Annotated in this window: 25 protein-coding genes; 12 read left to right on the plus strand and 13 right to left on the minus strand. The window is 40.9% G+C overall.

The window, feature by feature from the left end:
• The 4 genes from bioD to rnr are packed head-to-tail and all read left to right on the plus strand — an operon-like array spanning nt 1 to nt 4,416.
• Complete coding sequence (bioD, locus tag QTN47_RS05305) at nt 1-639, plus strand: dethiobiotin synthase (RefSeq protein WP_369328287.1); 639 nt, start codon at nt 1-3, stop codon at nt 637-639.
• Nucleotides 636-1,205: a 5-formyltetrahydrofolate cyclo-ligase gene (locus QTN47_RS05310; protein WP_369328288.1), complete on the plus strand. Its 570-nt coding sequence runs from the start codon at nt 636-638 to the stop codon at nt 1,203-1,205. Before bioD ends, QTN47_RS05310 begins: the two co-directional genes overlap by 4 nt.
• Nucleotides 1,195-2,283: a tetraacyldisaccharide 4'-kinase gene (gene lpxK / locus QTN47_RS05315; protein ID WP_369328289.1), complete on the plus strand. Its 1,089-nt coding sequence runs from the start codon at nt 1,195-1,197 to the stop codon at nt 2,281-2,283. Before QTN47_RS05310 ends, lpxK begins: the two co-directional genes overlap by 11 nt.
• A gap of 24 nt (nt 2,284-2,307) precedes the next feature.
• Nucleotides 2,308-4,416 (plus strand): ribonuclease R, encoded by a 2,109-nt coding sequence (rnr, locus tag QTN47_RS05320; protein WP_369328290.1) that lies wholly within the window; start codon nt 2,308-2,310, stop codon nt 4,414-4,416.
• Nucleotides 4,417-4,600: 184 nt separating this feature from the next.
• Here the strand turns inward: rnr and QTN47_RS05325 are convergent, their stop codons facing one another.
• Together QTN47_RS05325 and QTN47_RS05330 are read right to left on the minus strand one after the other, a co-directional pair.
• Nucleotides 4,601-5,881, minus strand: a complete 1,281-nt coding sequence (locus tag QTN47_RS05325) for a MutS-related protein (protein WP_369328291.1) — start codon at nt 5,879-5,881, stop codon at nt 4,601-4,603.
• Entirely contained in the window at nt 5,881-6,612 is a 732-nt protein-coding gene (locus tag QTN47_RS05330; protein ID WP_369328292.1) for a hypothetical protein, read from the minus strand. The genes QTN47_RS05325 and QTN47_RS05330 overlap by 1 nt, the downstream gene beginning before the upstream one ends.
• A 299-nt stretch (nt 6,613-6,911) precedes the next feature.
• On the opposite strand from QTN47_RS05330, the gene QTN47_RS05335 reads away from it, so the two are divergent.
• Nucleotides 6,912-7,877 (plus strand): polyprenyl synthetase family protein, encoded by a 966-nt coding sequence (locus QTN47_RS05335; protein ID WP_369328293.1) that lies wholly within the window; start codon nt 6,912-6,914, stop codon nt 7,875-7,877.
• A gap of 62 nt (nt 7,878-7,939) precedes the next feature.
• Nucleotides 7,940-9,814: an amino acid permease gene (locus tag QTN47_RS05340; RefSeq protein WP_369328294.1), complete on the plus strand. Its 1,875-nt coding sequence runs from the start codon at nt 7,940-7,942 to the stop codon at nt 9,812-9,814.
• Nucleotides 9,815-9,982: 168 nt separating this feature from the next.
• Here QTN47_RS05340 and QTN47_RS05345 read toward each other — a convergent pair whose 3' ends face one another.
• The 3 genes from QTN47_RS05345 to QTN47_RS05355 are packed head-to-tail and all read right to left on the minus strand — an operon-like array spanning nt 9,983 to nt 11,832.
• On the minus strand, nt 9,983-10,357 hold the full coding sequence (locus tag QTN47_RS05345; protein WP_369328295.1) for a helix-turn-helix domain-containing protein: 375 nt from the start codon (nt 10,355-10,357) through the stop codon (nt 9,983-9,985).
• Entirely contained in the window at nt 10,305-10,763 is a 459-nt protein-coding gene (locus tag QTN47_RS05350; RefSeq protein ID WP_369328296.1) for a type II toxin-antitoxin system RelE/ParE family toxin, read from the minus strand. The genes QTN47_RS05345 and QTN47_RS05350 overlap by 53 nt, the downstream gene beginning before the upstream one ends.
• 13 nt (nt 10,764-10,776) lie before the next feature.
• The gene (locus tag QTN47_RS05355; protein ID WP_369328297.1) at nt 10,777-11,832 is read right to left on the minus strand and encodes an RluA family pseudouridine synthase; all 1,056 of its coding nucleotides are present in this window, start codon (nt 11,830-11,832) and stop codon (nt 10,777-10,779) included.
• Between the two features lie 136 nt (nt 11,833-11,968).
• Between QTN47_RS05355 and lipB the strand changes: the two genes are divergently transcribed.
• Nucleotides 11,969-12,664 (plus strand): lipoyl(octanoyl) transferase LipB, encoded by a 696-nt coding sequence (gene lipB, locus QTN47_RS05360; protein ID WP_369328298.1) that lies wholly within the window; start codon nt 11,969-11,971, stop codon nt 12,662-12,664.
• A gap of 266 nt (nt 12,665-12,930) precedes the next feature.
• On the opposite strand, the gene QTN47_RS05365 is transcribed toward lipB, so the two are convergent.
• Together QTN47_RS05365 and QTN47_RS05370 are read right to left on the minus strand one after the other, a co-directional pair.
• Entirely contained in the window at nt 12,931-13,737 is an 807-nt protein-coding gene (locus QTN47_RS05365; RefSeq protein WP_369328299.1) for a hypothetical protein, read from the minus strand.
• A gap of 36 nt (nt 13,738-13,773) precedes the next feature.
• The gene (locus QTN47_RS05370) at nt 13,774-14,673 is read right to left on the minus strand and encodes a 1-aminocyclopropane-1-carboxylate deaminase/D-cysteine desulfhydrase (protein ID WP_369328300.1); all 900 of its coding nucleotides are present in this window, start codon (nt 14,671-14,673) and stop codon (nt 13,774-13,776) included.
• Between the two features lie 90 nt (nt 14,674-14,763).
• On the opposite strand from QTN47_RS05370, the gene QTN47_RS05375 reads away from it, so the two are divergent.
• Nucleotides 14,764-15,666 carry a sugar phosphate nucleotidyltransferase gene (locus tag QTN47_RS05375; protein WP_369328301.1) on the plus strand — a complete coding sequence of 301 codons (903 nt, stop codon included), beginning with the start codon at nt 14,764-14,766 and terminating at the stop codon, nt 15,664-15,666.
• A 221-nt stretch (nt 15,667-15,887) separates the two neighbouring features.
• Here QTN47_RS05375 and QTN47_RS05380 read toward each other — a convergent pair whose 3' ends face one another.
• The 5 genes from QTN47_RS05380 to QTN47_RS05400 all read right to left on the minus strand — a co-directional run bounded on the left by QTN47_RS05380 (nt 15,888) and on the right by QTN47_RS05400 (nt 20,483).
• Complete coding sequence (locus QTN47_RS05380; protein WP_369328302.1) at nt 15,888-17,306, minus strand: Glu/Leu/Phe/Val family dehydrogenase; 1,419 nt, start codon at nt 17,304-17,306, stop codon at nt 15,888-15,890.
• Nucleotides 17,307-17,457: 151 nt separating this feature from the next.
• Nucleotides 17,458-17,679, minus strand: coding sequence for a CcmD family protein (locus QTN47_RS05385; protein ID WP_369328303.1), 222 nt, complete (start codon nt 17,677-17,679; stop codon nt 17,458-17,460).
• Between the two features lie 79 nt (nt 17,680-17,758).
• Nucleotides 17,759-18,436 carry a cytochrome c biogenesis protein CcsA gene (gene ccsA, locus QTN47_RS05390; protein WP_369328304.1) on the minus strand — a complete coding sequence of 226 codons (678 nt, stop codon included), beginning with the start codon at nt 18,434-18,436 and terminating at the stop codon, nt 17,759-17,761.
• Nucleotides 18,437-19,185: 749 nt separating this feature from the next.
• The gene (locus tag QTN47_RS05395) at nt 19,186-19,851 is read right to left on the minus strand and encodes a heme exporter protein CcmB (protein ID WP_369328305.1); all 666 of its coding nucleotides are present in this window, start codon (nt 19,849-19,851) and stop codon (nt 19,186-19,188) included.
• Nucleotides 19,852-19,889: 38 nt separating this feature from the next.
• Complete coding sequence (locus tag QTN47_RS05400) at nt 19,890-20,483, minus strand: thymidine kinase (RefSeq protein WP_369328306.1); 594 nt, start codon at nt 20,481-20,483, stop codon at nt 19,890-19,892.
• Nucleotides 20,484-20,560: 77 nt separating this feature from the next.
• Between QTN47_RS05400 and QTN47_RS05405 the strand changes: the two genes are divergently transcribed.
• A complete protein-coding gene (locus tag QTN47_RS05405; RefSeq protein ID WP_369328307.1) occupies nt 20,561-21,352 on the plus strand; it encodes a DUF8457 domain-containing protein in 792 nt (263 codons plus the stop codon).
• On the opposite strand, the gene QTN47_RS05410 is transcribed toward QTN47_RS05405, so the two are convergent.
• Nucleotides 21,325-22,590 carry a 3-deoxy-D-manno-octulosonic acid transferase gene (locus QTN47_RS05410; RefSeq protein WP_369328308.1) on the minus strand — a complete coding sequence of 422 codons (1,266 nt, stop codon included), beginning with the start codon at nt 22,588-22,590 and terminating at the stop codon, nt 21,325-21,327. The genes QTN47_RS05405 and QTN47_RS05410 overlap by 28 nt on opposite strands.
• 152 nt (nt 22,591-22,742) lie before the next feature.
• Between QTN47_RS05410 and QTN47_RS05415 the strand changes: the two genes are divergently transcribed.
• From QTN47_RS05415 to QTN47_RS05425, 3 genes are all read left to right on the plus strand, one after another.
• The gene (locus QTN47_RS05415) at nt 22,743-23,024 is read left to right on the plus strand and encodes an ArsR/SmtB family transcription factor (protein ID WP_369328309.1); all 282 of its coding nucleotides are present in this window, start codon (nt 22,743-22,745) and stop codon (nt 23,022-23,024) included.
• Between the two features lie 70 nt (nt 23,025-23,094).
• Nucleotides 23,095-24,198: an alkene reductase gene (locus tag QTN47_RS05420; RefSeq protein ID WP_369328310.1), complete on the plus strand. Its 1,104-nt coding sequence runs from the start codon at nt 23,095-23,097 to the stop codon at nt 24,196-24,198.
• A gap of 31 nt (nt 24,199-24,229) precedes the next feature.
• Entirely contained in the window at nt 24,230-24,637 is a 408-nt protein-coding gene (locus QTN47_RS05425; RefSeq protein WP_369328311.1) for a hypothetical protein, read from the plus strand.
• Nucleotides 24,638-24,797: the final 160 nt, after the last annotated feature.

A 24,797-nucleotide genomic window follows, 5' to 3' on the forward strand; every position in this document is an offset into this window, starting at 1 on the left:
ATGCGGCCCATTTTTATAACAGGCATAGGCACAGGTGTAGGAAAAACGGTAACGGCGGCCATTATTACCGAAGCGTTGCAGGCGGACTACTGGAAGCCGGTTCAGACCGGTTTGGAAGAAGGTACCGACGCCAATACCATTCAAACATTGCTTTCAAATACAAACTCCCGGGTTTTTGATGAAGTGTACAGACTGCATTTACCTGCCTCTCCGCATATTGCAGCCAAAGAAGAAAATGTAGTTATAGATACAGATAAAATTCTTGCCCGTTATCAGCAGCTGCAAAAAGATAGCGATCTGATGATAGTAGAAGGTGCAGGGGGATTGTTGGTGCCGTTAAATGACGATGAATTTATTCTTCACCTGGCAAAGAAACTGAATGCTAAAGTAATTCTCGTAAGCAGAAATTACCTCGGAAGCATTAATCATTCGTTGTTAACTGCAGCCGTATGCAAACAGCACAATATTGATGTAATTGGCTGGATGTTCAATGATCAGTTTCAGGGTTATGAAGAAGATATTGTACGTTGGAGCGGTTATCCTAAAATAGGATCAGTTCAACAAGCCGGCACCGTAAGTAGATCTTTTGTTGCTGAGCAGGCTGCTGCTGTACGATCATCACTACAAGCATTACTATGACAAAAAAGGAATTAAGAAGCACATATAAGCAAAAGCGGCTGGAAATATCTTCAAAAGAGAAACTCAGGCTGGACGATCTGCTTCTCATAAGATTTCAACAACTGGCTTTTGAAAATGTGGAAGTATTGTTGTCATACTGGCCAATGGGGCATCATGCCGAGCCAAATACGATTCTTTATACTTCGTATCTCAGGCACAGTATACCAGGCCTGCGAATCGGATACACAAGAACCAACTTTGGCGATTGCTCAATGCAGGCTGTTGAGATTAATGAAGATACACTGTACACAACAAATCATATCGGAATCACGGAGCCATGCGGCGACATATATATTGATCCTGAAGAAATAGATCTTGTATTTGTGCCGATGCTTATCTGTGATGTTGATGGTTACCGGGTGGGATATGGAAAAGGCTTTTATGACAGATTTTTGTCTCGTTGCAGGCCGGATGTTTTAAAAGTTGGTTTCAGTTATTTTGAACCGGTTTCAACAATAGACGACCGTAATGAGTTTGACATACCTTTAGATTACTGTATTACACAAGACTGTATTTATGAATTTTAATGCCATCTTTTTAAAATCTTTCAGGGTATTATTGTTGCCATTTGCCTTAATCTATGGTGTCATTGTTATGCTTAGAAATTACCTGTTTGATAAAAAGATCATTAAGTCGGCATCATTTAACCTGCCACTGATCTGTATCGGTAATTTATCGGTGGGCGGAACCGGAAAATCGCCCATGGTTGAATATATTGTAGAATTGTTGCAAAATAAATTCTCGGTAGCCACTTTAAGCCGCGGTTATAAAAGAAAAACAAAGGGCTATGTACTGGCTGGTGAACAAACTACAGCGCTGGAAATTGGAGATGAGCCTATGCAGTTCCATATTAAATTTCCCGGAATTCCCGTAGCAGTGGGAGAGGAGCGAATTGTAGCTATTCCGCAATTGTTACATGACAGGCCTGAAGTGCAGGCGATAATCCTGGATGACGCATTTCAGCATCGGTCAGTAGAAGCCGGCTTGAACATTTTGCTTACGGATTATAATAATCTCTTTACGAGAGACTTCTTTCTTCCAACAGGCGACCTGCGCGATCAACGCTCTTCCTATAAAAGGGCCGATATGATCATTGTTACTAAATGCCCCGGTTCTTTGAGTGCAGAGGAAAGACAAAAAATTAGTGATGAGATAGAACCGCTGGCAGATCAGAAAATTTTCTTCACGACAATTGAATATGGGGTACCATATCATATCAGCAGTCATAAGACAAGGTATATTACAGAGGTGGATGAGATCTTGTTGGTAAGCGGCATTGCCAATCCAAAACCGTTAAAAGATTATCTTCAGGATAGCACCGGTGCTTATTATGAAATGGTGTACAGCGATCATCACATTTTTACAATAGATGATCTGAAAGATATTCAAAAAAAATACGATGGCATACAGGTGCAACAAAAATATGTGCTCACAACAGAGAAGGATGCTGTAAGATTATTTAAATTTAAGCAGCAACTGGAGCATATGGCCGTGTACGTGTTGCCCATCACTCATAAATTTCTGTTTGAAGAGGGCCCGCTTTTTGATGCTGCGATACAGGGATTTATAAGAAATTTTAAAGACAAGCATGATGCCGGCAATTAGTTGACCGGCAATAAAAAGATAGTCATGGGAAGAAAAGATTCAAAGAAGAAAAATAAAGTGAAGACGAAACCGGGACAACCCGGCGGATTGAAAGGTGCTTTGGAAATTACCCGTTCTGGTATCGGATATGTTGTTATTCCGGATGGAAGCGGCGATATATTGGTGCGGCCGGGAGATTTTAATACAGCATTAAACGGAGACACCGTTCGCGTGCGTGTTGTAAAAGAGAATATCGGAAGCGGACGTAAGGAAGGTAAAATAACCGAAGTGGTTCAACGTAAACAAACCGAGTTTATTGGTACACTACAAATGGCAACAAATTTTGCCTTCTTTGTGCCGGACACAGATAAGCCAATGCCGGATCTGTACATTCCATTGGAAAACTTGCATGGTGCACTCCACAAGCAGCGCGTTGCAGTCAGATTGGTTAAATGGGATAAAGATGATAAAAAGCCCGTGGGAGAAGTGATCTCAATTTTGCAGGAAGGCGACGAGAATGATGTGGCCATGAAGGAAATATTAGCGGAGGCCGGATTCCCATTGTCCTTTCCTGATAAGGTAATGGAAGAAGCCGCGCGGCTGCCGGACATCATTAGCCAGAGTGAAATAAATAAAAGAAAAGACTTTCGGGATATATTGACATTTACGATTGACCCGATTGATGCGAAGGATTTTGATGATGCGCTTTCAATAAGATTACTGAAAAATGGTCTGTATGAAATAGGCGTGCATATTGCAGATGTGAGCCATTATGTTGAACCCGATACAGTGCTGGACGAGGAAGCTTACAAAAGAGCGACATCAGTGTACCTGCCGGACAGAGTAAATCCTATGCTGCCTGAGCATATCTCCAATGTGTTGTGTTCATTGAGGCCACGTGAGGATAAGCTGACTTTCTCAGCTATTTTTCAAATGGATATTAAGGGAAAGGTAAAGCAATATTGGCTTGGTAAAACCATTATTCATTCTGATCACCGTTTTACTTATGAAGAGGTGCAGGACGTGATAGAAAAAGGTGGAAGCGACAGCCCTTATAGTGATGAATTGTTGCTATTAAACAATATAGCGCAAAAGCTGCGTAAACAGCGGTTCAGCAAAGGCGCTATCAACTTTTCATCACAGGAAGTAAGATTTCAGCTGGATGAAGAAGCAAAGCCCATCGGCATAGTTGTGAAAGAAAGTAAAGAAGCGAATCAACTGATTGAAGAGTTTATGTTGCTCGCTAACAGAACAGTTGCTGAGAATGTTTCAAAAATTAAGGTAAACAAGAAGAATATTCCGTTTCCATACCGTATTCACGATCAGCCTGACGAACAGAAATTGCTGCCGTTTATAACTTTCGCAAAAAAATACGGTCACAAGTTCGATATAAGTTCACCCGAAAAAATTGCCCAAAGCTTCAACCAGATGCTGGACGATGTAGAAGGAAAGCCCGAACAGCATGTATTGGAGCAACTGGGTATCCGCACAATGGCCAAAGCTGTTTATTCAACGGAGAACATTGGACACTATGGCCTTGCTTTTGAATTCTATTGTCATTTTACATCACCCATCCGGCGTTATCCGGATGTAATGGTGCATCGTGTATTGGAATCCATTCTCCACGAAAAACCGATGATCGATAAGAAGATGGATGAAAAATGCAAGCACAGCAGTGAGCGGGAGCGTGCCGCCATGGAAGCTGAACGTGCGAGCAATAAATACAAGCAGGTTGAGTTTATGAGGAACTACCTGGGTGAAACTTTTGAAGGTGTCATTAGTGGTGTTGCCAGTTTCGGATTCTGGGTTGAGACCATTGACTATAAATGTGAAGGACTGGTAAGTATAGCCAGCTTATCAGATTATGATGATTTCCGTTCGGTAGAAGGTGACTATAGTCTTGTTGGTTTGCGCAGCGGAAGAAAATTCAGAATGGGAGACAAAGTTACCATCAGGGTAGTTGCTGCAAACCTGGATAAACGTCAGCTCGATTATGAATGGGTGTTGAGACCAGATGAAGAAAGCGAAGATGCTAAAAAAGTTCCTGCTAAAAAAGCTGCACGAAAAAAGGCTGCGGAGAAAGCACCTGCGAAAAAGAAGGCTGCGGCTGCAACGAAGAAAGCTCCTGCAAAAAAGAGTAAGAAAGAGAGTTAATAAACAACCCAGCGTTGGGTGCGGTTCCATTTTGAGAGCACATCAACACCGAATGAACTACGCGCTAAAGCCTGAGCAATTGAGCTGACTGCAGTTGTTTGGTGTCAGCTTTGCAATGTATGCAAGCACACCAACAACCTGTGAGAGAAACAGGAATTTGCTACGTCTGGTATTATTAGTATTATTATTTAACCGGATTTAATAAGTCAGGAAGTCCTTCTTTGTCGAATAATATTTTGCCAATTTTTAATTCTGACCAGCCTTTTTTTAGTTGATAGTTAAATGATGGAGAGCCATTCTGCAAATCACAATCGAAATAGAAAGCCGCAATTTTGTTCTCCTGGGATAATGCCATATCTTTTAACTGGCTTAAATGTGTAGAAATCAGAAAATACGATTGGTTGAACTGAGTTAGTCCTATAATTGTTGAAGAACTTATATGTAACGCGTCTTCAATGTTTGTTCCTCTGAACAGCTCATCAAAAATCGCAAAGCATTTCCTGTTATCCGAGGCATCAGTTACAACCTGCTTTAAGTTTTTTAATTCAGTCATGAAATGACTATAACCCTGCATTATGTCGTCATTAAGATTGATCGCGATGGAAATGCTATCGAAATATGGCATTGCAGCGGCCCCGGCAGGCACGGCCAATCCCAGATGTCCGAGATAAACCGACAAGCCTAAAGCTTTTAAGAACGTTGACTTGCCGGACATGTTGGGTCCTGTGAAAATGATGACGTTATTACAAAGTGTAATATCGTTTTTAACCGCTTGCTTTAATAATGGGTGATACAGGCTTTTAAATGAAAAATCATTTTCAGTAAAGATTGGAAAACTATAGCCATACATGACGATCGCTTTACTGATCGAAAGATATGCTTCGAAAATAAACAGGCGTTTCCAAAAATTTGAATGTTCGTCGTTCGTAACCTTTTGGGTAAGCAAATCCATGAAGTTCACAATGTGACTGACGCGGACTTTATTTTCCCTGATTAATCTTTCATTATTAATAAGATTAAGATCCTCCAGAAATTGGGCTATTTTCTGCAGTTCCTGTCTGTAGCTCTCCGGAAATACCCTGGCGTCAATTCTTTTAAAATAGAAGTGATTCAGTCTATTCAGGAGTAAAACAGACTGAATAAATTTTGACCGGGCCCAGTCACGTCGTTCTTTTGAAAATTGAAGATCAATCATTAGAGTGAGCTTCGGAATAGCTTTGGTATGGAGGCTTGCAAGAAAATTATACACTTCGAAAAAGTCCAGCTGGGAATAAGAATAATCTTTTAAGATGTCATGATTAGCAATAAACCCTCTCAGTATTTCCTGTCTTGATAATATCTCTTCTTTAGATTTTAAAGGCTCGCTCAGTACTTGTACCAGCTCTTCCTTCGAGAAACTATTTTCGGTGCGGTCAAACAGTGGTAAAATCTCCTGCCTGATTCTTAAAGCGCTGGTGTTATTCATTAAGAGTTTGTATATATGCCCGTTAGTTTCATGATAGTTATAGCGACTACTGAAAGCAGTGCCAGTAATCCCCATAAAAGCGATTTCTTTGTTTTTGAATCCAGATTCTTACTCATCCATGCCTTATAAAAACTCCAACCTGTCAAAGCCGTACAAACAGTTCCAGTTGCCCCAACAAGAAATTTATTGCTTGCGACATAAACGCATATCATGCATGCGAGATTTATCAATGACAGCAAAGTGGTATATTTCTGCAATTGCGGTTGTGAATTTTCCGTATTTACCTTGTTTACGCTAGCAATTAGCGATTCGAATTCTTCATAGTTGTCAATTTGGGCAGGAACAATGATCTCATCCGCGGGATCTTTACTCCTGATTATAAATGTTCCATTCTTGTATTTTGCAATCGAAGTGATGTCGCTATAGTATATCGATATTGTTGGTGTATTTGCCTGCTCTCGCGTAATCGAATTATTTGATACTGTTAATATATAACTGTCCATGAGAGACTTTTGCCTTTTTAAACCTTTTCGAATTCCCCAGGCCAATATGAGTACAAAAAAAGGAACGGCGATAAACAGCCATGTAAAATCGGTTTCCTTGCTAGTAGTATTGGAATAGTTTATTGCAATAGCGGCAATGCTTACAAGCAATAACATTGGGATGCTTCTGATGAGCATTTGTTTTTTTATCTCCTTGAATTTGTTCGGGTTGACGGTAAACTGCTGCATGGCTTTGAATAAGAATTGATACGGTATTTATAAAACGAAGCAATTTAGCGTGTGATAGTATTATTTGATGAATTTGTCACAATTAAATTTTCGGGCATGTAGCCAGCCACTTCAATCTGCTTACAGTGGGTTTTTGATTAGGCGAAGGGCGTGTAAGCATTCCAATAACGGTTAAGGCTATGTTTTGCAACCCTAAAGCAATAAGCTTATTGCTGATTGCTGACAGCTCACAGCTCTTTTATTCACATTTGTCCGGCCCCCATCGCTATAATTTCAATTCATCCTGTATCTTCACCCCCATGAAATCTTTTAAAGAGCTGGTTGCCAGTTTTGCAGAGGTATTTAATGTGAGTCATTTTCCTAAAGAACCTGCGGGTTTGTATGAGCCTGCCGATTATTTTCTCACAATAGGGGGCAAGCGCATCAGGCCGGTAATGTGTTTAATGGGTAATGAATTGTTTGGTGAAATAGTTCCGGATGCTTTTCACGTAGCCACAGCGATTGAACTTTTCCACAATTTTACTTTAGTTCACGACGATATAATGGACAAGGCAAGCCTGCGTCGCGGGTTGCCGACAGTTCATACAAAATACGATGAGAATACAGCCATTTTAAGTGGTGATGTGATGATGGTGGTGGCATATTCGTATCTTAATAAAATTAATGTATCTTACCTCAGCAAAATTTTAGGGTTGTTCAATAGAACGGCCAGGGAGGTTTGCGAGGGCCAGCAACTGGATGTAGATTTTGAACGCCGGAATTCGGTTTCATTGCCTGACTATATCAGGATGATTGAGCTGAAGACCTCTGTCCTGCTCGCCGCCAGCCTTCGTATGGGGGCTATATTAGGCGGTGCCAGTGAAGGAAATCAGAATGAGTTGTACGAATTCGGTAGAAACCTTGGTATCGCTTTCCAGGTACAGGATGACTACCTGGATGCTTTTGGAGATCCCGAAAAATTTGGGAAAGATGTAGGCGGAGATATCAGGCAAAATAAAAAGACTTTCCTGATGCTGCACGCGCTGGAAGTTGCAAATACCCAACAAAAAAATGAATTGCTAAGCCTGATGGAGGAAAATCCTGCAGATAAAGTTGAACGGGTTTTACAAATATTCAGGGATTGTGATGTTGATGGCTGGGCAAAATCACTCAAGCAACAATATCTTGATAAATCTATGAAGCACCTGGAAGATATAGCTGTAGTTTCTTCACGCAAAAAACCTTTGCGCGAGTTGGCTGACTTTCTTATCCAAAGGGAGCACTAGAAAAATACAAGTACAAGCTAAAATGCCGGAACTATGAAAACACCGGTATCAATCAATATAACATGTCTTTATTTCGTAAGAAATCTCTTGAGAAAATTGTTGCTGAGGCACAAGCCGGCGAACTGGATGGTCATGCGCCTGGCATGAATAAAGTGTTAGGTGTTCGTGATCTTACCTTTATGGGAGTTGCCGCCGTTATTGGTGCCGGTATTTTTTCCACGATTGGTACGGCAGCGTTTAACGGAGGCCCCGGTGTAATATTCCTATTTATTATTACGGCAATTACTTGTGGCTTTACTGCGCTCTGTTATGCTGAATTTGCTTCGAGGGTTCCTGTTTCCGGAAGTGCTTACACATACTCTTATGTCACTTTCGGAGAGCTGATCGCATGGATTATTGGCTGGGCTTTGATCCTGGAGTATGCTATCGGAAACGTGGTAGTGGCTATATCCTGGAGCGCATATTTCAATAATATTCTCAAAGCAATTCATATCAATCTTCCCGAATGGCTTACAATTGGCTATCAGACCGCCAAAATGAATTATGATGCCGCTATTGCTGCGAATCAAAGTACCGCAGACCTTGTGTACACACATGCTCCGTCAATACTGGGATTTAAACTCGTGGTAAATCTACCCGCATTCATAATTGTAGGGTTAATCACCATGCTTGCTTATATCGGTATTAATGAAAGCCGGCGAAGTGCCAATTTTATGGTGGGATTAAAGATTGTCGTGCTGATTTTTATTGCCATCGTTGGCTTTTGGTTCATTTTTTCGAATGGAACAACAGATAACTGGTCACCCTTTCTTCCCAAGGGAATGACAGGTGTTTTGAAAGGCGTTTCTTCTGTGTTCTTTGCCTATATAGGGTTTGACGCTATATCAACAACAGCAGAAGAGTGTAGCAATCCACAGCGGGATCTTCCGCGTGGAATGATCTATTCATTGGTAATATGTACCATCATTTATGTAGTTACCACATTAGTGATAACAGGAATGGTAAATTATAAGGAGTTTGAGGGTGTGGCAGATCCGTTGGCATATGTCTTCGATAAGATCAATATGCACAAGATCGGGTTTGTTATTTCTGTATCTGCGGTTATAGCAGCCACAAGTGTATTGCTTGTGTTCCAGATTGGTCAGCCAAGAATATGGATGAGTATGAGCCGCGATGGCTTGCTTCCAAAGCGTTTCAGCACAATTTCACCCCGTTATAAAACACCCGGTTTTGCGACTATGATGACCGGACTTCTGGTGGGTTTGCCCGTGCTTTTTGTGGACGATAAATTAATGACCGATCTTACCAGCATCGGAACGTTGTTTGCATTTGTGCTGGTTTGCGGTGGAGTTTTATACCTGCCAAAACTTGCCAGGCAATCAGGGAAATTCAACATCCCATATATCAACGGAAAGTTGATCTATCCGGTGCTTGTGGTGTTGATCATTGTATTGATTGCATTGTTTAAGCCTTACCGTTTTGATGATGCTTTTCATGGTTTATACCTGAAAGATCGTGCGGTTCTTCAAAAAGAATTAACTGTCAATGACCTGAACAATATACAGAGCGTTACTTCCGGAGGAGCGAAAACACTCTCAATTACTAAAGAACAGTTGAATGAGTTTAGCGACGCGGAGTTTGGTGACACGTTAAGAAGTATTCCTACGTTGCATAACAAGATATTCCTCGGGGGATTGCTGGCAATTGTCCATAACCTTCCTATTTATCTCTTCCTTTTACTGATCGTCTTTATGGGGATATTCAGCTTCGCAAAAAGTTTCTCACTGATCCCATTGCTAGGTGTTACCTGTTGTGCTTACCTGATGATCGAGATCCCGGCCAAAAGCTGGATGGTATTTTTCGGATGGATGGCAATAGGGCTTAGTATTTACTTTTTGTATGGAAGAAGTAGAAGCAAGTTAGCGCTGCAACGATAAAGTTGTTTCTTTTTTAATATACTTAAGGGTTACACAGAGCTACACGGAGAAGACACAGAGTAGCACGGAGATATTCTCTGTGCGACTCTGTGTCTTCTCTTGTATTTCTCTGTGTAACAGTGTATTTGATAATGCGAAATGCCTAAATCTTACCCGCTTGTATTCGTCCTATGGAATCTGTAGATATCTGTTTTCCATGATTACGTTAAAGTGTATTTCAGCTTTCAGTGCCCTGAAAACCTTAATTATAGTGTCAATTGTTGCACTGTTTGCGTTGCTTTCCAGTTTTGAGATTTGGGATTTTTGAACACCGACAAGTTTTCCAAGTCCGTCCTGCGTAAGCTGGCGTTCCTTTCGGGCTTTTTTAATCATCAAACCCAGAACTTCCATATTAAGTTCATATTCGTATGTCTCTCTTTCTGGGGATCCTCTCTTTCCGATGAATTCATCCTTCATCTCATCAAGGGAAATAGTTTTTCGTGGTGTCATATCATTTGCTGTTTTGCTCAAAATATCTTTTTCGAATGCTAATAGCTTTTTCAATTTCTTTTGAAGGCATTTTGTCTGTTTTTTTGATAATGCCGTGCGTAGCAATCACCAAAGTTCTCTCTGGCGAGCTCTGATCCCAAAAGGCCAACAGTCTGTATTGAAGATTGCCGTATTTTGTTCGGAATTCCCAAATTTCATCACGCAACTTTTTAAAAAGTTTTGAATCGTTTGTTCTTTCCGCTAAATCAAGATTCCATAGTATTTTGTTGACGGCATTCTTATCAATCTCTTTGAAAAAATTTCTGATCTCAGGTAAGAATTCCGTCTGGAAACATCGGGTTGGGTTTTCAGACATGGCACAAAAGTAAATAAAAAAGTTTCCAAAATTGGAAACTTTTTTATTTACATCGCACATCGTACACCGTACCCGCCCGAACGTGCCGTCGGTACGGGCAGGCATCTAACATTTCTTCCTATTCCTCACTTACCGGTTTATGCTTCACATAATTCCTCCATTTCTCAATTACCGCTTCCATGTCTTCAGCTAATGGTGATTCGAAGAACATTTCTTGTTTTGTTACAGGGTGCACAAATCCAAGTGTTTTTGCATGCAGGGCACATCTTGGACAAATAGCAAAACAGTTGTCCACAAATTGTTTGTATTTGGTATATACAGTTCCCTTTAAAATCCTGTCGCCACCATATTCCCAGTCATTAAAAAGCGTATGCCCTACATGTTTCATGTGAACACGGATCTGGTGTGTACGACCCGTTTCAAGAATGCATTCAACAAGGGTAACATAATTCATACGCTCAAGTACCCGGTAGTGAGTAATAGCATGCTTGCCGGTTTCTCCTTCCGGATAAGCTGCAAACATTTTCCTGAAACGCTGATGGCGTGCAATATGTGCGTTGACGGTTCCTTCATCTTCCTCCATATTTCCCCACACTAATGCGACATATTTACGTTGAACTGTGTGATTGAAAAATTGTTTGGCCAGACTGGCTGCGGCTTCTGCTGTTTTAGCCAGCACAATTAAACCGGTTGTGTTTTTGTCTATGCGATGCACCAGTCCATAGCGGGGCAGTTCATCTTCGTTAATTGACGGGTTTTGTTGCAGTAAATGGAATGCAACACCGTTCAGCAATGTACCTGTATAATTTCCAACGCCGGGATGTACCACCATATTGGCAGGCTTGTTGATCACCATCACCGCATCATCTTCATAAACTATATTGAGTGGAATGTTTTCAGGTTTAACATCCGTAGTTTCCGGGTTAATATAGCTCATCAGGATTATTTCATCGCCCGGTTTAACCTTGTAGTTGCTTTTCTCCTGTTTGCCATTTACTGTGAGAAAGCCTGCTTCAATAGCATTCTGGATCTTATTTCTACTGGCATTTTCAAGCCGCATCTGAACCCATTTGTCAATACGCATAGGTTCCTGTCCCTTATCCACATAAAACGATTTTCGCTCATACAGCTCTTCAGGCTGATCATCATTCATTATTTCCTGATCGGTGTTCATATCAGGCAAAAATAAGCAGAAAGGTGGAAGGGGAAAGCTTAAAGCCCAAAGCTTAAAGCCTAAAGCAATGAGCCTTTGACTGACTCCGGCATTTTCAATTGTCAATTTTCAATTCTCAATTAACTAAATTTGCAAAATGAGCAAAAAAGTAGTGTTTAAAGATCTGGGTGCGCAATCTTATAAAGAGGTATGGGATTACCAGGAGCAGTTGCTGAAAGAAAGTGTTAATCTGAAATCTCCGTCAAATACAGGCGAAACACCTTTACCGGTTAACTATTTTTTATTTGTGGAGCATTCCCCGGTTTATACGCTTGGCAAAAGCGGAAAACCTGAACATGTATTGATTAACGAGCATGAGCGCGAGGAAAAAGGCATAGAATATTTCCATATAAACAGGGGAGGAGACATCACTTTCCACGGGCCGGGACAATTGGTAGGCTATCCAATTCTTGATCTGGATCAATTCCGTACCGATCTTGGCTGGTATTTACGCAGCCTGGAAGAGGTAATCATCATGACCATTGCAGAATATGGTTTAAAGGGCGATCGCAGCCCGGGAGAAACAGGTGTTTGGCTTGATCCCGACTTAAAAGGCAAAGAACGTAAGATCTGTGCAATGGGAATAAAAAGCTCCCGTTGGGTTACGATGCATGGCTTTGCGCTGAATGTTAATACCGATCTTTCTTATTTTAATCATATTATTCCATGCGGCATACAGAATAAGCAGGTGACCTCAATCGAAAAAGAATTGGGTCATCCTGTTTCAATGGAGGAAGTAAAGGAAAAACTTAAACGCAATTTCGAGAAGGTGTTCGAAGTCGAACTGGTTTAGGTTTCAGGTATCAGGTATCAGGTATCAGGTATCAGGTATCAGGTAACAGGTGTGAGGCTAGAGGTGTAAGGTGTAATGTAAGGCATAGGCACGCTATACTTTGTAAATTGTACTTCGTATTTGACATCGTGCATCTAGTACTCTAAATTCTTCACATCATATATTCTCTCACGCTGTTGCACCTATGTACTTCGTAAATCGTACTTCGTACTTATACATCATACATCATACATCGTACATCTAACATTGAATGACACCGTACATTGTTAGAATTCTCTCTGTAAATAAAACTTATTCTTCTCCTTTAATCTGTCATTCTCATACAGTTCAAAGTAGAACCATCCGGAATGAAGAAAATTTGCTTTGTCAAGTGTAAGATCGCTTTGCGCGAGATGATGGATGGTGAACAATTCATGGAATGAATCGTCAAAGAAGACGATTTTATATTTATTGTTCGTTGCGTCAGGGATATTGATGTAAATATTCCCTTCCTTGTTGGTGAAGATATATCTTGACGGCACAAATACTTCGCCGCGGGAAACATACGGACGAACCATAATGGTGCTGTCGTTGATAAAGAAGAGACTATCCTGGGTCTGGTATACGATGGAGTCTTTGAATTGTTTATATTTTTCGTAAGGAACAACAGCATAAACTTTATCCCGCACCTGGATAGTGACGTTTTTGTTCATAGCCATCTTATCATCCGCCTGCTGTTCAACGAAGCCCATTCCGGATCTTTTTGGTTTTGTGAAATAGTATGCTCCGCCATTCAGCACATAAAAAATCCGGTAATACATTCTCCCGTTCAGATTGGATGGATCGATAAATCCATTTTCCGGAAGCTCCGGCGAGGGCGTAGAAAAAACAGTACGGAAATTGCGCAAACTGTCATAAGAGCGCTGAACATTTATTTGTACGAGAGCGTCTCCATAGGGGTTTTGCCAACTAACACGGATTCGGTTTTGCCCTAAATTTTCTGCTTTAAACACGAAGCTGGTGTCTTGCTGCGCGAATGAAGAATAAGCCGAAAAAAGTATAAGAGCAAATAACAAGACCTTTCTAAACATCATTCAAAAAAAAATTGTAGACAAATATAACAGACTTGATTATAAAAACGGCAACACACCCGGCCTTAATGATAAATTACCCTGCAGCCCTCCACAATGCACTGTGAGCACTTTTGAGCCTTGCGGAATAATATGTTTTGTTATCATATCTTTTATAGCATATAACGCTTTAGAAGTATATACAATATCAGTGGGAAACCTGTGTTCGGTCCATATATCCCTCATAAAATTTAATAATTCTTCCGGATGTTTTGCATAGCCGCCGAAGTGATAATCGTATACAATTTTAAACGGATGGTGCTTGTCCGGTAATATTGCCCGGACCTCATCTTCTATGCTGAAATTGTTTTTCAGGACACTTACGCCTATTACCTGTTGATGTGGGAAAGATGCGGTTATTAGTCCGGCCAACATGGTACCTGTGCCTACTGCACAAACAATATGTGTGTAACTGGCAAGATCATTCGCGAAGGATAATATCTCGGCTGCACCCTTTACACCAACCGGTCCGTAGCCACCTTCACTGATCCAGTAAACACCGGGGAAGTCCGGTTTGATCTTTTCTGCATTGTTATATTCTTCCCGGCTTACAAAATGCAGATGCATGCCAAGTTCTTCGGCATCACGGAGCGTGTGGGACAGTTGTTTTGGCCGTTCGCCTCTTATTACGCCAATACACCTAAGGCCAATTGCCTGCGCCGCATAGGCTGTAGCTATGATATGGTTGGAATAAGCTCCTCCGAAAGTGCCGATTGTTTGGGCGTTCTGACTTACGGCTTCCTCCAGGTAGTATTTTAGTTTGAACCATTTATTGCCACTAACTACCGGGTGAATTTTGTCGATGCGCAGAATGTCCAGCCTTGTGTTGTTGGCTTTCAGCCAATCAGCATCAAACGTTTGCGTGTTTATTGAACTAAAATGCAATATATCTTTCAGCATTATATTTCGGTAAGTTTTTTGTAATCGATTATTCCTTTTTGCAAAAATTGTTTTATATCCATTAGATTCGCAAAGTTTAAAAAAATAGATATGCAAGCAACACTAGTTATTCTGGCCGCAGGAATGGCCAGCAGATACGGAAGTATGAAGCAAATACAATCCTTTGGCCCTTCAGGTGAAACCATCATGGATTATTCTATTTATGATGCAATTAAAGCCGGATTCACAAAAGTTGTGTTTATAATACGTGAAGATTTTGCTGAGAACTTCAAGGCGATCTTCGAGCCCAAACTCAAAGGCAAAATTGAAACCGCTTATGTTTACCAGAAGCTGGATTCTTTTACAGGTGGAAGAGAAATTCCTGCCGACAGAGTTAAACCATGGGGTACTGCTCACGCGGTATTATGTTGCAAAGACGCGGTAACTGCTCCATTTGCAGTGATCAATGCAGATGATTTTTATGGTGCTGATGCATTTAAAAAAGCATACGAATTTTTGAAAGATAAATGTAATGACCAAACTTATGCTGTAATTGGCTATGAATTGGCAAACACATTAAGTGAGCACGGAAGTGTAAGCCGCGGTGTTATTGCTGAAAATGACAAGCAGGAGATGGTTGGCATTGACGAACGCTTGAAGATTTACAGAAGTGACGATAAAATTGTTTATGAAGATGGCGATGTGCTGACTGAATTGGCCCCTTCAACCAATGTAAGCATGAACTTTTTCTGCTTCGCTCCAAGCTATATCGCTATGTGTGAAGAAGAGTTTGGTAAATTTTTAGACGCAAACATCAAAGATCTTAAGTCTGAATTTCTGATCCCCCGCATGGCTGATCATTTCATTAAAACCGGGCAAGGCGTAATCGACATCGTTCCTACCAGTGCAAAATGGTTTGGCGTAACCTATAAAGAAGATGCTCCAATTGTTCAGGCAAGCATTGATAAGCTGATTGCTTCGGGAGAATATCCTTCAAACTTGTGGGAGAACTAATTAACAATTGAAAATTGACAATTAATAATGGATTGCAGTTTTCGTTTAGAATACTGAATATGTTTTTGAATAAAAGAGTGTGAGAAGTTGAAGTGTCTCACACTTTTTGTCATTTTCATCTACAATTAGCCCTTTCTAACTATTTCATAAAAAAAAGCGTGAGTAAATGACGTTCTCACGCTTTTATCATTTTCAATTTTCAACTTTCAATTTTCAATTGATTAAGGGAAAATTCCCAATTCCGCATACGAAGTACCAACCTTGTTAATGGCTACAACATAAGCTGCAGTACGCATGTCGGGTATTTCCGGGTTGGATTTCCAGGTGTTCATGATCTCTCTTGTAGCTTCAATCATCGTTTCTTCAAGACCACTATACACCAGGTCAACCTCATCAGGGCCATGTTCAATTAACTTCTTGTCGCTGTCATTCACTTCTTTCCCTGTAAGTGTCTCCATCTGACCAAGAATATGCTTATTCATGTTTTCAGTGAAACGTTTTTCCATACGGCCGTAACGCACATGGCTAAGGTTTTTCAGCCATTCAAAATAAGAAACGGTAACACCGCCTGCATTAAGGTACATATCAGGAATTACAAGCGTTCCATTTTTGGCAAGGATGTCATCAGCATCTGGTGTTAGCGGACCATTAGCTGCTTCGCCTATGATCTTTGCTTTAACACGCCCGGCATTTTCGCCATTGATTACATTTTCCAATGCAGCAGGAATCAAAATATCACATTCCATTTCTAATGCGTCACCGGTCTTGGCGAGGTTGGTAGCGCCAGGGAAATTAAGAATTGAGCCGGATGTTTTTCTGTGTTGAAAAACCTCTTCTTCGTTTAGGCCATTCTCGTTGTAAATAGCGCCTTCATATTCTGAAATAGCTACAACTTTAGCGCCGTGCTCACGGAAGAATTTGGCAGAGTGATAACCCACGTTTCCAAGTCCCTGTACAATCACACGTTTATCTTTTATACCCACTGGTAAACCGAGACGTTGCATTACATCTGGCATGTTGCACACTTCTCTTACGCCGAAGAACACACCCAGGCCTGTAGCTTCTCTACGACCTCTTACGCCGCCCTGGGAAACGGGCTTGCCTGTGACACAACCCATTGCGTCCACTTCTCCGGGATGCATGGTAACATAAGTGTCGAGGATCCATGCCATTTCTCTTTCGCCCGTACCATAATCCGGCGCCGGAACGTCAGTGCCCGGTCCGATGAAATTCTTACGGATCAGTTCGGCAGTATATCTTCTTGTGATTTTTTGAAGTTCAAAGGCTGAGTATTTTCTCGGATTGATCTTAATACCGCCTTTACCTCCACCAAAAGGAACATTTACAATAGCGCATTTGTAGGTCATAAGGGCTGCAAGCGCCATTACTTCATCCTGGTTAACTTCGTCACTAAAGCGGATACCACCTTTACACGGCGTTTTGTGATGAGAATGCTGCACACGGTAAGCCTCTATCACTTCAATTGAGTTGTCATCTCTGCGTACAGGGAACCTGATCTGGTAAACGGCATTGCAGGCTTTAATTTGCTCCAGTACGCCCGATTCCCAACTAGTGAACTTTGCTGCCTTATCAAAGCTTCTTGTGACGCTGTCAAAAAAGCTGTAATTCTGCTCAGACATAAAATTGATTTTTTAGTAGTGAGTTATGAGTTGAGGAGTTGAAAAATGGCTATTTATAAATACTCCATACGAGGAGAACAAGAAAAATATTTAGCTAGACGTTATCTGTAATGAGCGGTAGTAGAACGTTAGCAAGCAATCGATTATTTGGCTAGGGTTTCGTTTTATTGTCTTTTTCCAGGCGGCTGATTTTTTTATCAAGATTAAACAGGTAAATAAAAATGCCAAGTACAATTACCACAACAACTGCAATTACCACGTAAATTTTACCATTGCTTCGCATAACGTCGGCAGAAGGGGCTGTTTGTGCGTTGGCAAAAGAATGCATCATACAAAGTATGATTAACATTGCGATAGAAGAAAGCTTATTCATCCGTAAATTTTTCATTTTTTGGTGAGTATTCATTAAGTCCTGCAACATGTTAATATGTTGCCAGGACAAGTTGGTTAGATTAGTTCATTGATGTTTTATGTACCAAAACACTTACCCTTGCTCTTAGTGTAGCAATCCAAACGCCCAGCAAAGTCCAGCCGATGATCGCAGGATAGAACACCAGGCGCATGGCAGGGTCAAGGTCGCCGCTGTTCAGTCCCGGATTGCCCTCACTTCCTTGTCCGCCAGGGTGCAGCGATTCTGTCAATCTCGGCAATATCCATATTGTTGGGAATAACATACAAAAAGCAAAAATGTTATAGACCGCACTAATGCGAGCTCTCTTTTCTTCGTCATTAAACGAACCTCTCAAAACAAAATAGGCGAAATAAATGAGTAGCGCTATAGCTGCGCCATTTTGCTTAGGATCACCGCTCCATGGCGCACCCCATTGATAGTTTGCCCATATTGCACCGGTAACAATTCCTAAAGCCCCGAAGAGTGTTCCAACGGCTGCAAAAGCACTTGATTTGATATCATTGATTGCTTCGCCATTCCTGAGGAACTTAACTGCATATACGACTGAAGTACCCAGCAATATCATCATTCCAAACCACATGGGAACGTGGAAAAACATGTTCCGGATTGACTCCTGCATACGGTCGTCCAGTTTTGGGATTTTTACCAGGAATCCGTTAATGCTTGTATATATAAGCAGGATGAATGCCAATATTTTCCACCAGGCTTGTTTGATCATAATTTGAATTTTACACGTTCAGTAACTTGAACCATTGTGCGGGGCAAAATTAGGGGAAAGGAGTATTGCAAACATGCGTTAGTTTTAAATTTTTTGTTGAAACAAAAAATAGTGAGTAGTCATAGTTAATAGCCAATGGTCAATAGTCAATGGTCAATAGTGAAAGGTGCGGCATCAGAAACTTCAGTCGAACCCGTTCATTTTTGAAGATCTTATAACTTATAGTTTACAAACAACTTAACCCTTTAAGCTTTTCCCCTCCGCTTCAAAAAACGTATAACGTACTACTTACAACGTATCACCACTTTTAAGCTTTAGGCTCTGAGCTTTAAGCTTTTCCCCTCCGCTTCAAAAAGCGTATAACGTACAACTCACAACGTACAATCAGTTCTAAGCTTTAGGCACTGAGCTTTAAGCTTTCCCCATCCGCTTCAAAAAACGTATAACGTACTACTTACAACGTATCACCAGTTTTAAGCTTTAGGCTCTGAGCTTTAAGCTTTTCCCCCTCCGCTTCAAAAAACGTATAACGTACAACTCACAACGTACAACCAGTTCTTAGCTTTAGGCTCTGAGCTTTAAGCTTTTCCCCTCCGCTTCAAAAAACGTATAACGTACTACTTACAACGTATCACCAGTTTTAGGCTTTAAGCTCTGAGCTTTAAGCTTTTCCCCTCCGCTTCAAAAAACGTATAACGTAAAACTTACAACGTATCACCAGTTTTAGGCTTTAAGCTTTGAGCTTTAAACTAATCCTTCCACAAGAATGGAAACAATATTACAGAAAGAAAGATCACCAGTATATCAAACCCCACCAGCAACAATGTCATTTGCCAGAAACTTCCCTGAACCACATCGGAAAAAGCCACTTTGGATATCCTGGAAAGAAGCAACAATTGAGGTATAATTACCGGAAAGCCCATAATGGCCATTAGCGCAGCCTGTTGTTGTGCTTTGGCGGCGATGGCGGCTAAAAAGGTAAATACAAAACTTAGCCCCACACCGCCCAATATGCTGATACCCACAAAAGTAAGCGTGTTTGTGAGCGGGTTATTAAGGAACAAAATGAAAATTACCAGGCTGAGGAGACTCATGGCAAACATCAATACACCGTTAAACAGCAATTTGGAGAGCATAAAATCTCTTGCTCCTGCAATAGAATAAAAATAAAGCATGCGCCCCTTGCTTTCCTGCAAAAAACTTTTGGCAACGGCGTTGGTACAAACAAATAACTGAACTACCCAAAACAAAGCGTTCCATACTTCATCTTCAGGATGTCCCATCGTTAAATACACAACAAATATGGTAGATGCAACGTAAAGCAGAATACCGTAAAAAGTGTACTGCTGGCGTATTTCCAGTAATAAATCTTTTTTGAAGAGTGTGTATATATGTCTGTAGGAATTCGTTTGCATTGGTTGCAAGGTAATGAAGTTATATTAACTGCACAGCGTCAGGCAATTGCGATGGTGTTGTTATCTTCGTTTTCATAATAGCAATGCCTGCACCTTGGCTCATAGGCTTCTTTCTCACCGAGCAATATCTGATCATCTCCGCTCGTTTTTCTGTAAGACATGCTTGCAAGGTTTCCACATCTTACGCAAATGGCATGCAGTTTGGTAATAAAGTCGGCAATTGCTAAAAGTTGAGGCATTGGTCCGAAAGGGTTGCCCTTGTAATCCATATCCAGGCCGGCCACGATAACTCTAACGCCGCGCACGGCTAAAAGTTCGCAGACATGAATAATCTCGTTATCAAAAAACTGTACCTCGTCAATTCCAACAACGTCAATGTTCTGGCATTCAGAAAGAATATCCTTAGAATCTATAACTGGTATAGAAGGAATGATATTTGCGTTATGACTAACAATTTGAGCCTCGTCGTATCTCGTATCGATAGCAGGTTTAAAAATTTTTAAAGAAAGATTGGCGATTTCGGCACGCCTCAGGCGACGTATAAGTTCTTCTGTCTTTCCACTAAACATGGAACCGCAGATAACTTCAATCCAGCCGCGGCGTTCCCCTCTGATACTTGGCTCAATAAACATTTTCTTAATCTTAATATTGTTGCAAAAAACCTTTGTAACTTTAAGCGCTATTTAAACCATCAAAAGTATTATTTCCCATGGAAAGAGTGGGCATTTTAATAGAACGATTGCAGGAACAATATCAACAACATGCGGATAACTATTATTTGATTGTAACTGCACAAATGCTATTGGCTGAACTGCAGCAAAAGCAAAAGGTAGCTGATGCAGATAAAAAAGTAGCCGTGATTATGCCTGCAGCGGGCCAGTCTATCAATCATTTGGCTGGCAGTGCAACTGAGCAAAAGGAGCCTTCATTTGTAAATAATATAAGTGCGCATACTTCTAATAACAATGGAGCTGCTGTTGCTGCGCCTCCGGTTCAGGTGAAAGAAGCTCCTGCGGTTGAACCCGTAGCAGAAAAAATTGTTGCACATGAACATCATGACACAGAGCATGTTTCACATATTGACAGAGAGAAAGAAAAAGAACGTTACAGATGGGCCTTTGATCCCGTTGCCGAAGTGCCTACGCTCGCGCACCAGGATAAAACCGTTTATGAGTTAAATGAAGTGATGAAAGCAAGCGAGCAAAGTTTAAACGAAAGGCTGAGGGTAGAAAAGCTTGAAGTTGCGTCACTTTTGAAAGAAGCTCCTATTCGTGACTTACGTAAAGCTATCGGTATTAACGACAGGTACTTATTCTTAAGCGAGTTGTTCCGCGGTGACGAAACGATGTATGAAAGAAGTATCAAAACAATCAATGATTTCAAAATTCTTGCAGAAGCAGAATACTGGATCCAGCGCGAATTGAAAACAAAAATCGGTTGGAATGAGTCATCAGAAGCTGTGCGTTTATTTGATCAATTAGTGAGAAGACGTTTCGCATAAATATATTGCATGATATTGCCGGTTGCGCCGGATTTTTCATGAACATAATCGCCTGCATTTTTGCAGGCATTTTTGTATGTAGCACCGTCACCTAATAGTTCGTCAAGCTGCTGCTCCAGCTCCAATGCATCATCAACTGTAAAAGCGCCACCTTTTTCAACAAGTTCTACAGCCTCAAAATATTTGTCGTATACAGGTCCGAATACAACAGGTTTATTATAAACGGCAGCTTCGAGTACATTATGAACACCGTCACCACCAAAGCCACCGCCAACATAGCAGATGGTTGCATACTTATAAAGCCTGCTCAACATGCCAATGTTATCAATGATGATGGTATTGATTTCCTGCAAGGGTACTTTGCCCTGCAGCAACTGTTGATAGGTTGAATAACGTACTGCATGTTTGTATAATGTTTCACATTCCCTGATGCGTTCTTCACTTATATCATGTGGTGCAATAATGAAACGGTAATCGGTATGTATGTGTGAGTAGTGATCCAGTTCTTCATCATCTTCTGTCCATGTACTCCCGGCAACAATCACTGTATGGTTTGATGCAAAGTCTTTAAGATCGGGGATGTCGGTAAAGTTGCCGGCTATTTGTAATACACGGTCAAATCTTGTATCCCCGCTTAAACTTGCATTCGTAATTTGAATAGACTTTAATAGTTCAATTGATTCGTCATTTTGTACAAAGAAATGAGTGAAAGCTCCGAGCATCTTTCTGTGAAAACCGCCATAGCTTTTAAAGAAGGGCTGGCTTTTTCTGAAGATACCGGACACCAGCAGTAAGGGTATATTTCTTTGCCGCGCTTGTAATAAATAATGATACCAGAATTCATACTTTACAAAAAGGATCAGCGAGGGGTTAACGATATCGTAAAATTTTTTTGCATTAGATGCAGAATCCATCGGCAGATAAAAAATATAATCTGCATAAACATATTTCTTCTGTACTTCATACCCTGATGGAGAGAAAAAAGTCAGCACGATTTTACAGGAAGAATCTACTTTTTTAAGATCTTCTATCAAAGGCCTGCCCTGTTCAAATTCACCCAGGGAAGCGCAGTGAACCCAGACAGTTTTTGATGTGTTGCCCGCAAGTTTTTCCTCAATTTGCTGAAGCAAACCTTTTCTACCCTGCACCCATTTCCTGGCTTTTGGGTTAAATGGTGAAATCAGGCTGGCAATAAAAGGATAAAGGCTGGTGAATATATTGTAAAATATTTTTTGCATATGTCTTTGTAGAGAAAGGATATGTAAAGATAGTTAAAGTCAAAAGTTATTAATAAAAAAGCTGCGGGTTGCATTGAAGAGACCAGGCGGTAAATAAAATTTCGGTGGTTTCGGAAAAATTGATACATTTGCATTCTTCAATGTATTTTTAAATGACTATTGCATTTAAACAAGTGGAAAAGATATCTAAGGCGCTGGGCGATGCCAACAGGCTTAAGATACTGCACCATATCTCTAAAAAGGGTGGGTGCGGACAGTGTTGCGAGATCCAGGATGTGGTAGATCTGGCTCAGCCTTCAATAAGTCACCATATAAAAATTTTGATCGAAGCAGGTCTTATTGAACCTGAGAAAGAAGGAAGAAACCACAAATACACGCTTAACAATCATGTATTGCAGCAATACATAGACGTAATTGGCGCTCTTCAATCCTAGAAGCCCCTTTTTTTGATTTATTAATCGAAGTTTTTAAATATATAAATTCATCAATTAAATTGATAGTTGTATGAGTGCATCACTGCCATTCACACCTTACAAATTGGGAGACATTATCCTCAACAATCGCCTTGTTATGGCGCCTATGACCAGAAGCAGAGCCGTTAACAACGTTCCCAACGATCTTATTGCAGAATATTATGCCCAGAGAGCTTCTTCCGGGCTAATCATAACCGAAGGTACCTCACCTTCACCTAACGGTCTTGGCTATGCGCGCATCCCGGGCATATTCAGCGACGAACAGGTTGAAGCCTGGAAAAAAGTAACCAAAGGGGTTCATGATAAAGGAGGAAGAATATTTGTGCAATTAATGCACTGCGGTCGTGTAGCGCATAAAGCAAATATGCCTGAAAGTGCTGAAATTATTGCTCCTTCAGCGATTCCCGTTAAAGGCGAGATATGGACAGATGCAGAAGGTATGCAACCTTATGCGCTTCCCCAGGCAGGTACGTTAGCGCAACTCGAACAAACTAAAAAAGAATTTGTACAAGCTGCAGTGAATGCTATCAAAGCAGGGTTTGACGGTGTTGAATTGCATGCAGCCAATGGTTATTTGCTGGAGCAGTTTATTTCTCCGCTTACCAATCAGCGCACAGATGAATATGGTGGAAGTATAGAGAACAGAGCGCGTTTTGTACTGGAAGTCGCCAGCGCGGTGGTTGAAGCAATTGGTGCACATAAAACCGGCGTCCGTTTGTCTCCATATGGTGTTAATGCGGACACAGGATATTATGAAGAAACTGATGAAACACATATATACCTGGCGGAAGAGTTTCAGAAATTGAATCTTGTATATCTGCACCTGGCAGACCATTCAGCAATGGGTGCGCCTGAAGTTCCTCAAAGAATTAAAAAAGCAATTCGCCAGAAATTCAGAAATACACTTATTCTTTCAGGTGGATATGATCTGGAAAGTGCAGAGAATGATCTTAGTTCCGGTTTTGCTAATCTAGTCGCATTCGGACGACCATTTATTAATAATCCGGATTTGACGATACGGTATAAAAATCAATGGCCGCTTGAAACAGAGCTTGACTTTTCAACATTTTATATGCCCGGCGCAAAAGGTTTTACGGACTACCCTTTTTATAAATCGCAGCCGGTTTTACAATAGAACTTAGTAATACTTCAAAAATAACAAGACAATGAAAAACAATTTATCAGTATTGGCTCCCAGGTTGGTACTTGGACTTATATACTTCGTCTTCGGACTTAACTTCTTTTTGCATTTTATTCCACAATCAGGGCCTGCGCCTGAAGGTGCTGCTGCCGCATTCACCGGCGGTTTGTTCCAGTCAGGTTATTTCTTTCCCTTCCTTAAATCGCTTGAAATAGTATTTGGTTTATTGTTGCTGATCGGATGGCTGGTGCCGCTGTCGTTGATTGTGCTTATGCCCATTAGTATAAACATTTTATTATTCCATTTACTGTTGGCTCCTGGCGGATTCCCTGTGGTGCTTTCATTAGTAATAGTCGTATTGAACCTTATTGTGGCATGGCATTACAGAAATTATTACATCCAGCTGTTTAAGGTAAAAGCACAGGCTGTATAGCTATTGGCTATCAGCAATCAGTTTTCAGCAATCAGCTTTTAGAGAGGTGAGAGGTATCAGGTGTCAGACAACATCGTACATCTAACATCGTAAATCGTACATCGTACATATTTAAATTTTGTTCTTGAGATTTGGTTGGTATTAGAATGATGATTAAGAG

This window comes from Danxiaibacter flavus (genome assembly GCF_041060425.1).
Taxonomy (GTDB): Bacteria; Bacteroidota; Bacteroidia; order Chitinophagales; family Chitinophagaceae; genus Danxiaibacter; species Danxiaibacter flavus.

What these genes read in the sequence shown, in the direction of transcription:
- bioD (WP_369328287.1), top strand. Translation starts at nt 1, where the DNA reads ATGCGGCCCATTTTTATAACAGGCATAGGCACAGGTGTAGGAAAAACG.
- QTN47_RS05310 (WP_369328288.1), top strand. Translation starts at nt 636, where the DNA reads ATGACAAAAAAGGAATTAAGAAGCACATATAAGCAAAAGCGGCTGGAA.
- lpxK (WP_369328289.1), top strand. Translation starts at nt 1,195, where the DNA reads ATGAATTTTAATGCCATCTTTTTAAAATCTTTCAGGGTATTATTGTTG.
- rnr (WP_369328290.1), top strand. Translation starts at nt 2,308, where the DNA reads ATGGGAAGAAAAGATTCAAAGAAGAAAAATAAAGTGAAGACGAAACCG.
- QTN47_RS05325 (WP_369328291.1), bottom strand. Translation starts at nt 5,881, where the DNA reads ATGAATAACACCAGCGCTTTAAGAATCAGGCAGGAGATTTTACCACTG.
- QTN47_RS05330 (WP_369328292.1), bottom strand. Translation starts at nt 6,612, where the DNA reads ATGCAGCAGTTTACCGTCAACCCGAACAAATTCAAGGAGATAAAAAAA.
- QTN47_RS05335 (WP_369328293.1), top strand. Translation starts at nt 6,912, where the DNA reads ATGAAATCTTTTAAAGAGCTGGTTGCCAGTTTTGCAGAGGTATTTAAT.
- QTN47_RS05340 (WP_369328294.1), top strand. Translation starts at nt 7,940, where the DNA reads ATGTCTTTATTTCGTAAGAAATCTCTTGAGAAAATTGTTGCTGAGGCA.
- QTN47_RS05350 (WP_369328296.1), bottom strand. Translation starts at nt 10,763, where the DNA reads ATGCCTGCCCGTACCGACGGCACGTTCGGGCGGGTACGGTGTACGATG.
- QTN47_RS05355 (WP_369328297.1), bottom strand. Translation starts at nt 11,832, where the DNA reads ATGAACACCGATCAGGAAATAATGAATGATGATCAGCCTGAAGAGCTG.
- lipB (WP_369328298.1), top strand. Translation starts at nt 11,969, where the DNA reads ATGAGCAAAAAAGTAGTGTTTAAAGATCTGGGTGCGCAATCTTATAAA.
- QTN47_RS05365 (WP_369328299.1), bottom strand. Translation starts at nt 13,737, where the DNA reads ATGATGTTTAGAAAGGTCTTGTTATTTGCTCTTATACTTTTTTCGGCT.
- QTN47_RS05370 (WP_369328300.1), bottom strand. Translation starts at nt 14,673, where the DNA reads ATGCTGAAAGATATATTGCATTTTAGTTCAATAAACACGCAAACGTTT.
- QTN47_RS05375 (WP_369328301.1), top strand. Translation starts at nt 14,764, where the DNA reads ATGCAAGCAACACTAGTTATTCTGGCCGCAGGAATGGCCAGCAGATAC.
- QTN47_RS05380 (WP_369328302.1), bottom strand. Translation starts at nt 17,306, where the DNA reads ATGTCTGAGCAGAATTACAGCTTTTTTGACAGCGTCACAAGAAGCTTT.
- QTN47_RS05385 (WP_369328303.1), bottom strand. Translation starts at nt 17,679, where the DNA reads ATGAATAAGCTTTCTTCTATCGCAATGTTAATCATACTTTGTATGATG.
- ccsA (WP_369328304.1), bottom strand. Translation starts at nt 18,436, where the DNA reads ATGATCAAACAAGCCTGGTGGAAAATATTGGCATTCATCCTGCTTATA.
- QTN47_RS05395 (WP_369328305.1), bottom strand. Translation starts at nt 19,851, where the DNA reads ATGCAAACGAATTCCTACAGACATATATACACACTCTTCAAAAAAGAT.
- QTN47_RS05400 (WP_369328306.1), bottom strand. Translation starts at nt 20,483, where the DNA reads ATGTTTATTGAGCCAAGTATCAGAGGGGAACGCCGCGGCTGGATTGAA.
- QTN47_RS05405 (WP_369328307.1), top strand. Translation starts at nt 20,561, where the DNA reads ATGGAAAGAGTGGGCATTTTAATAGAACGATTGCAGGAACAATATCAA.
- QTN47_RS05410 (WP_369328308.1), bottom strand. Translation starts at nt 22,590, where the DNA reads ATGCAAAAAATATTTTACAATATATTCACCAGCCTTTATCCTTTTATT.
- QTN47_RS05415 (WP_369328309.1), top strand. Translation starts at nt 22,743, where the DNA reads ATGACTATTGCATTTAAACAAGTGGAAAAGATATCTAAGGCGCTGGGC.
- QTN47_RS05420 (WP_369328310.1), top strand. Translation starts at nt 23,095, where the DNA reads ATGAGTGCATCACTGCCATTCACACCTTACAAATTGGGAGACATTATC.
- QTN47_RS05425 (WP_369328311.1), top strand. Translation starts at nt 24,230, where the DNA reads ATGAAAAACAATTTATCAGTATTGGCTCCCAGGTTGGTACTTGGACTT.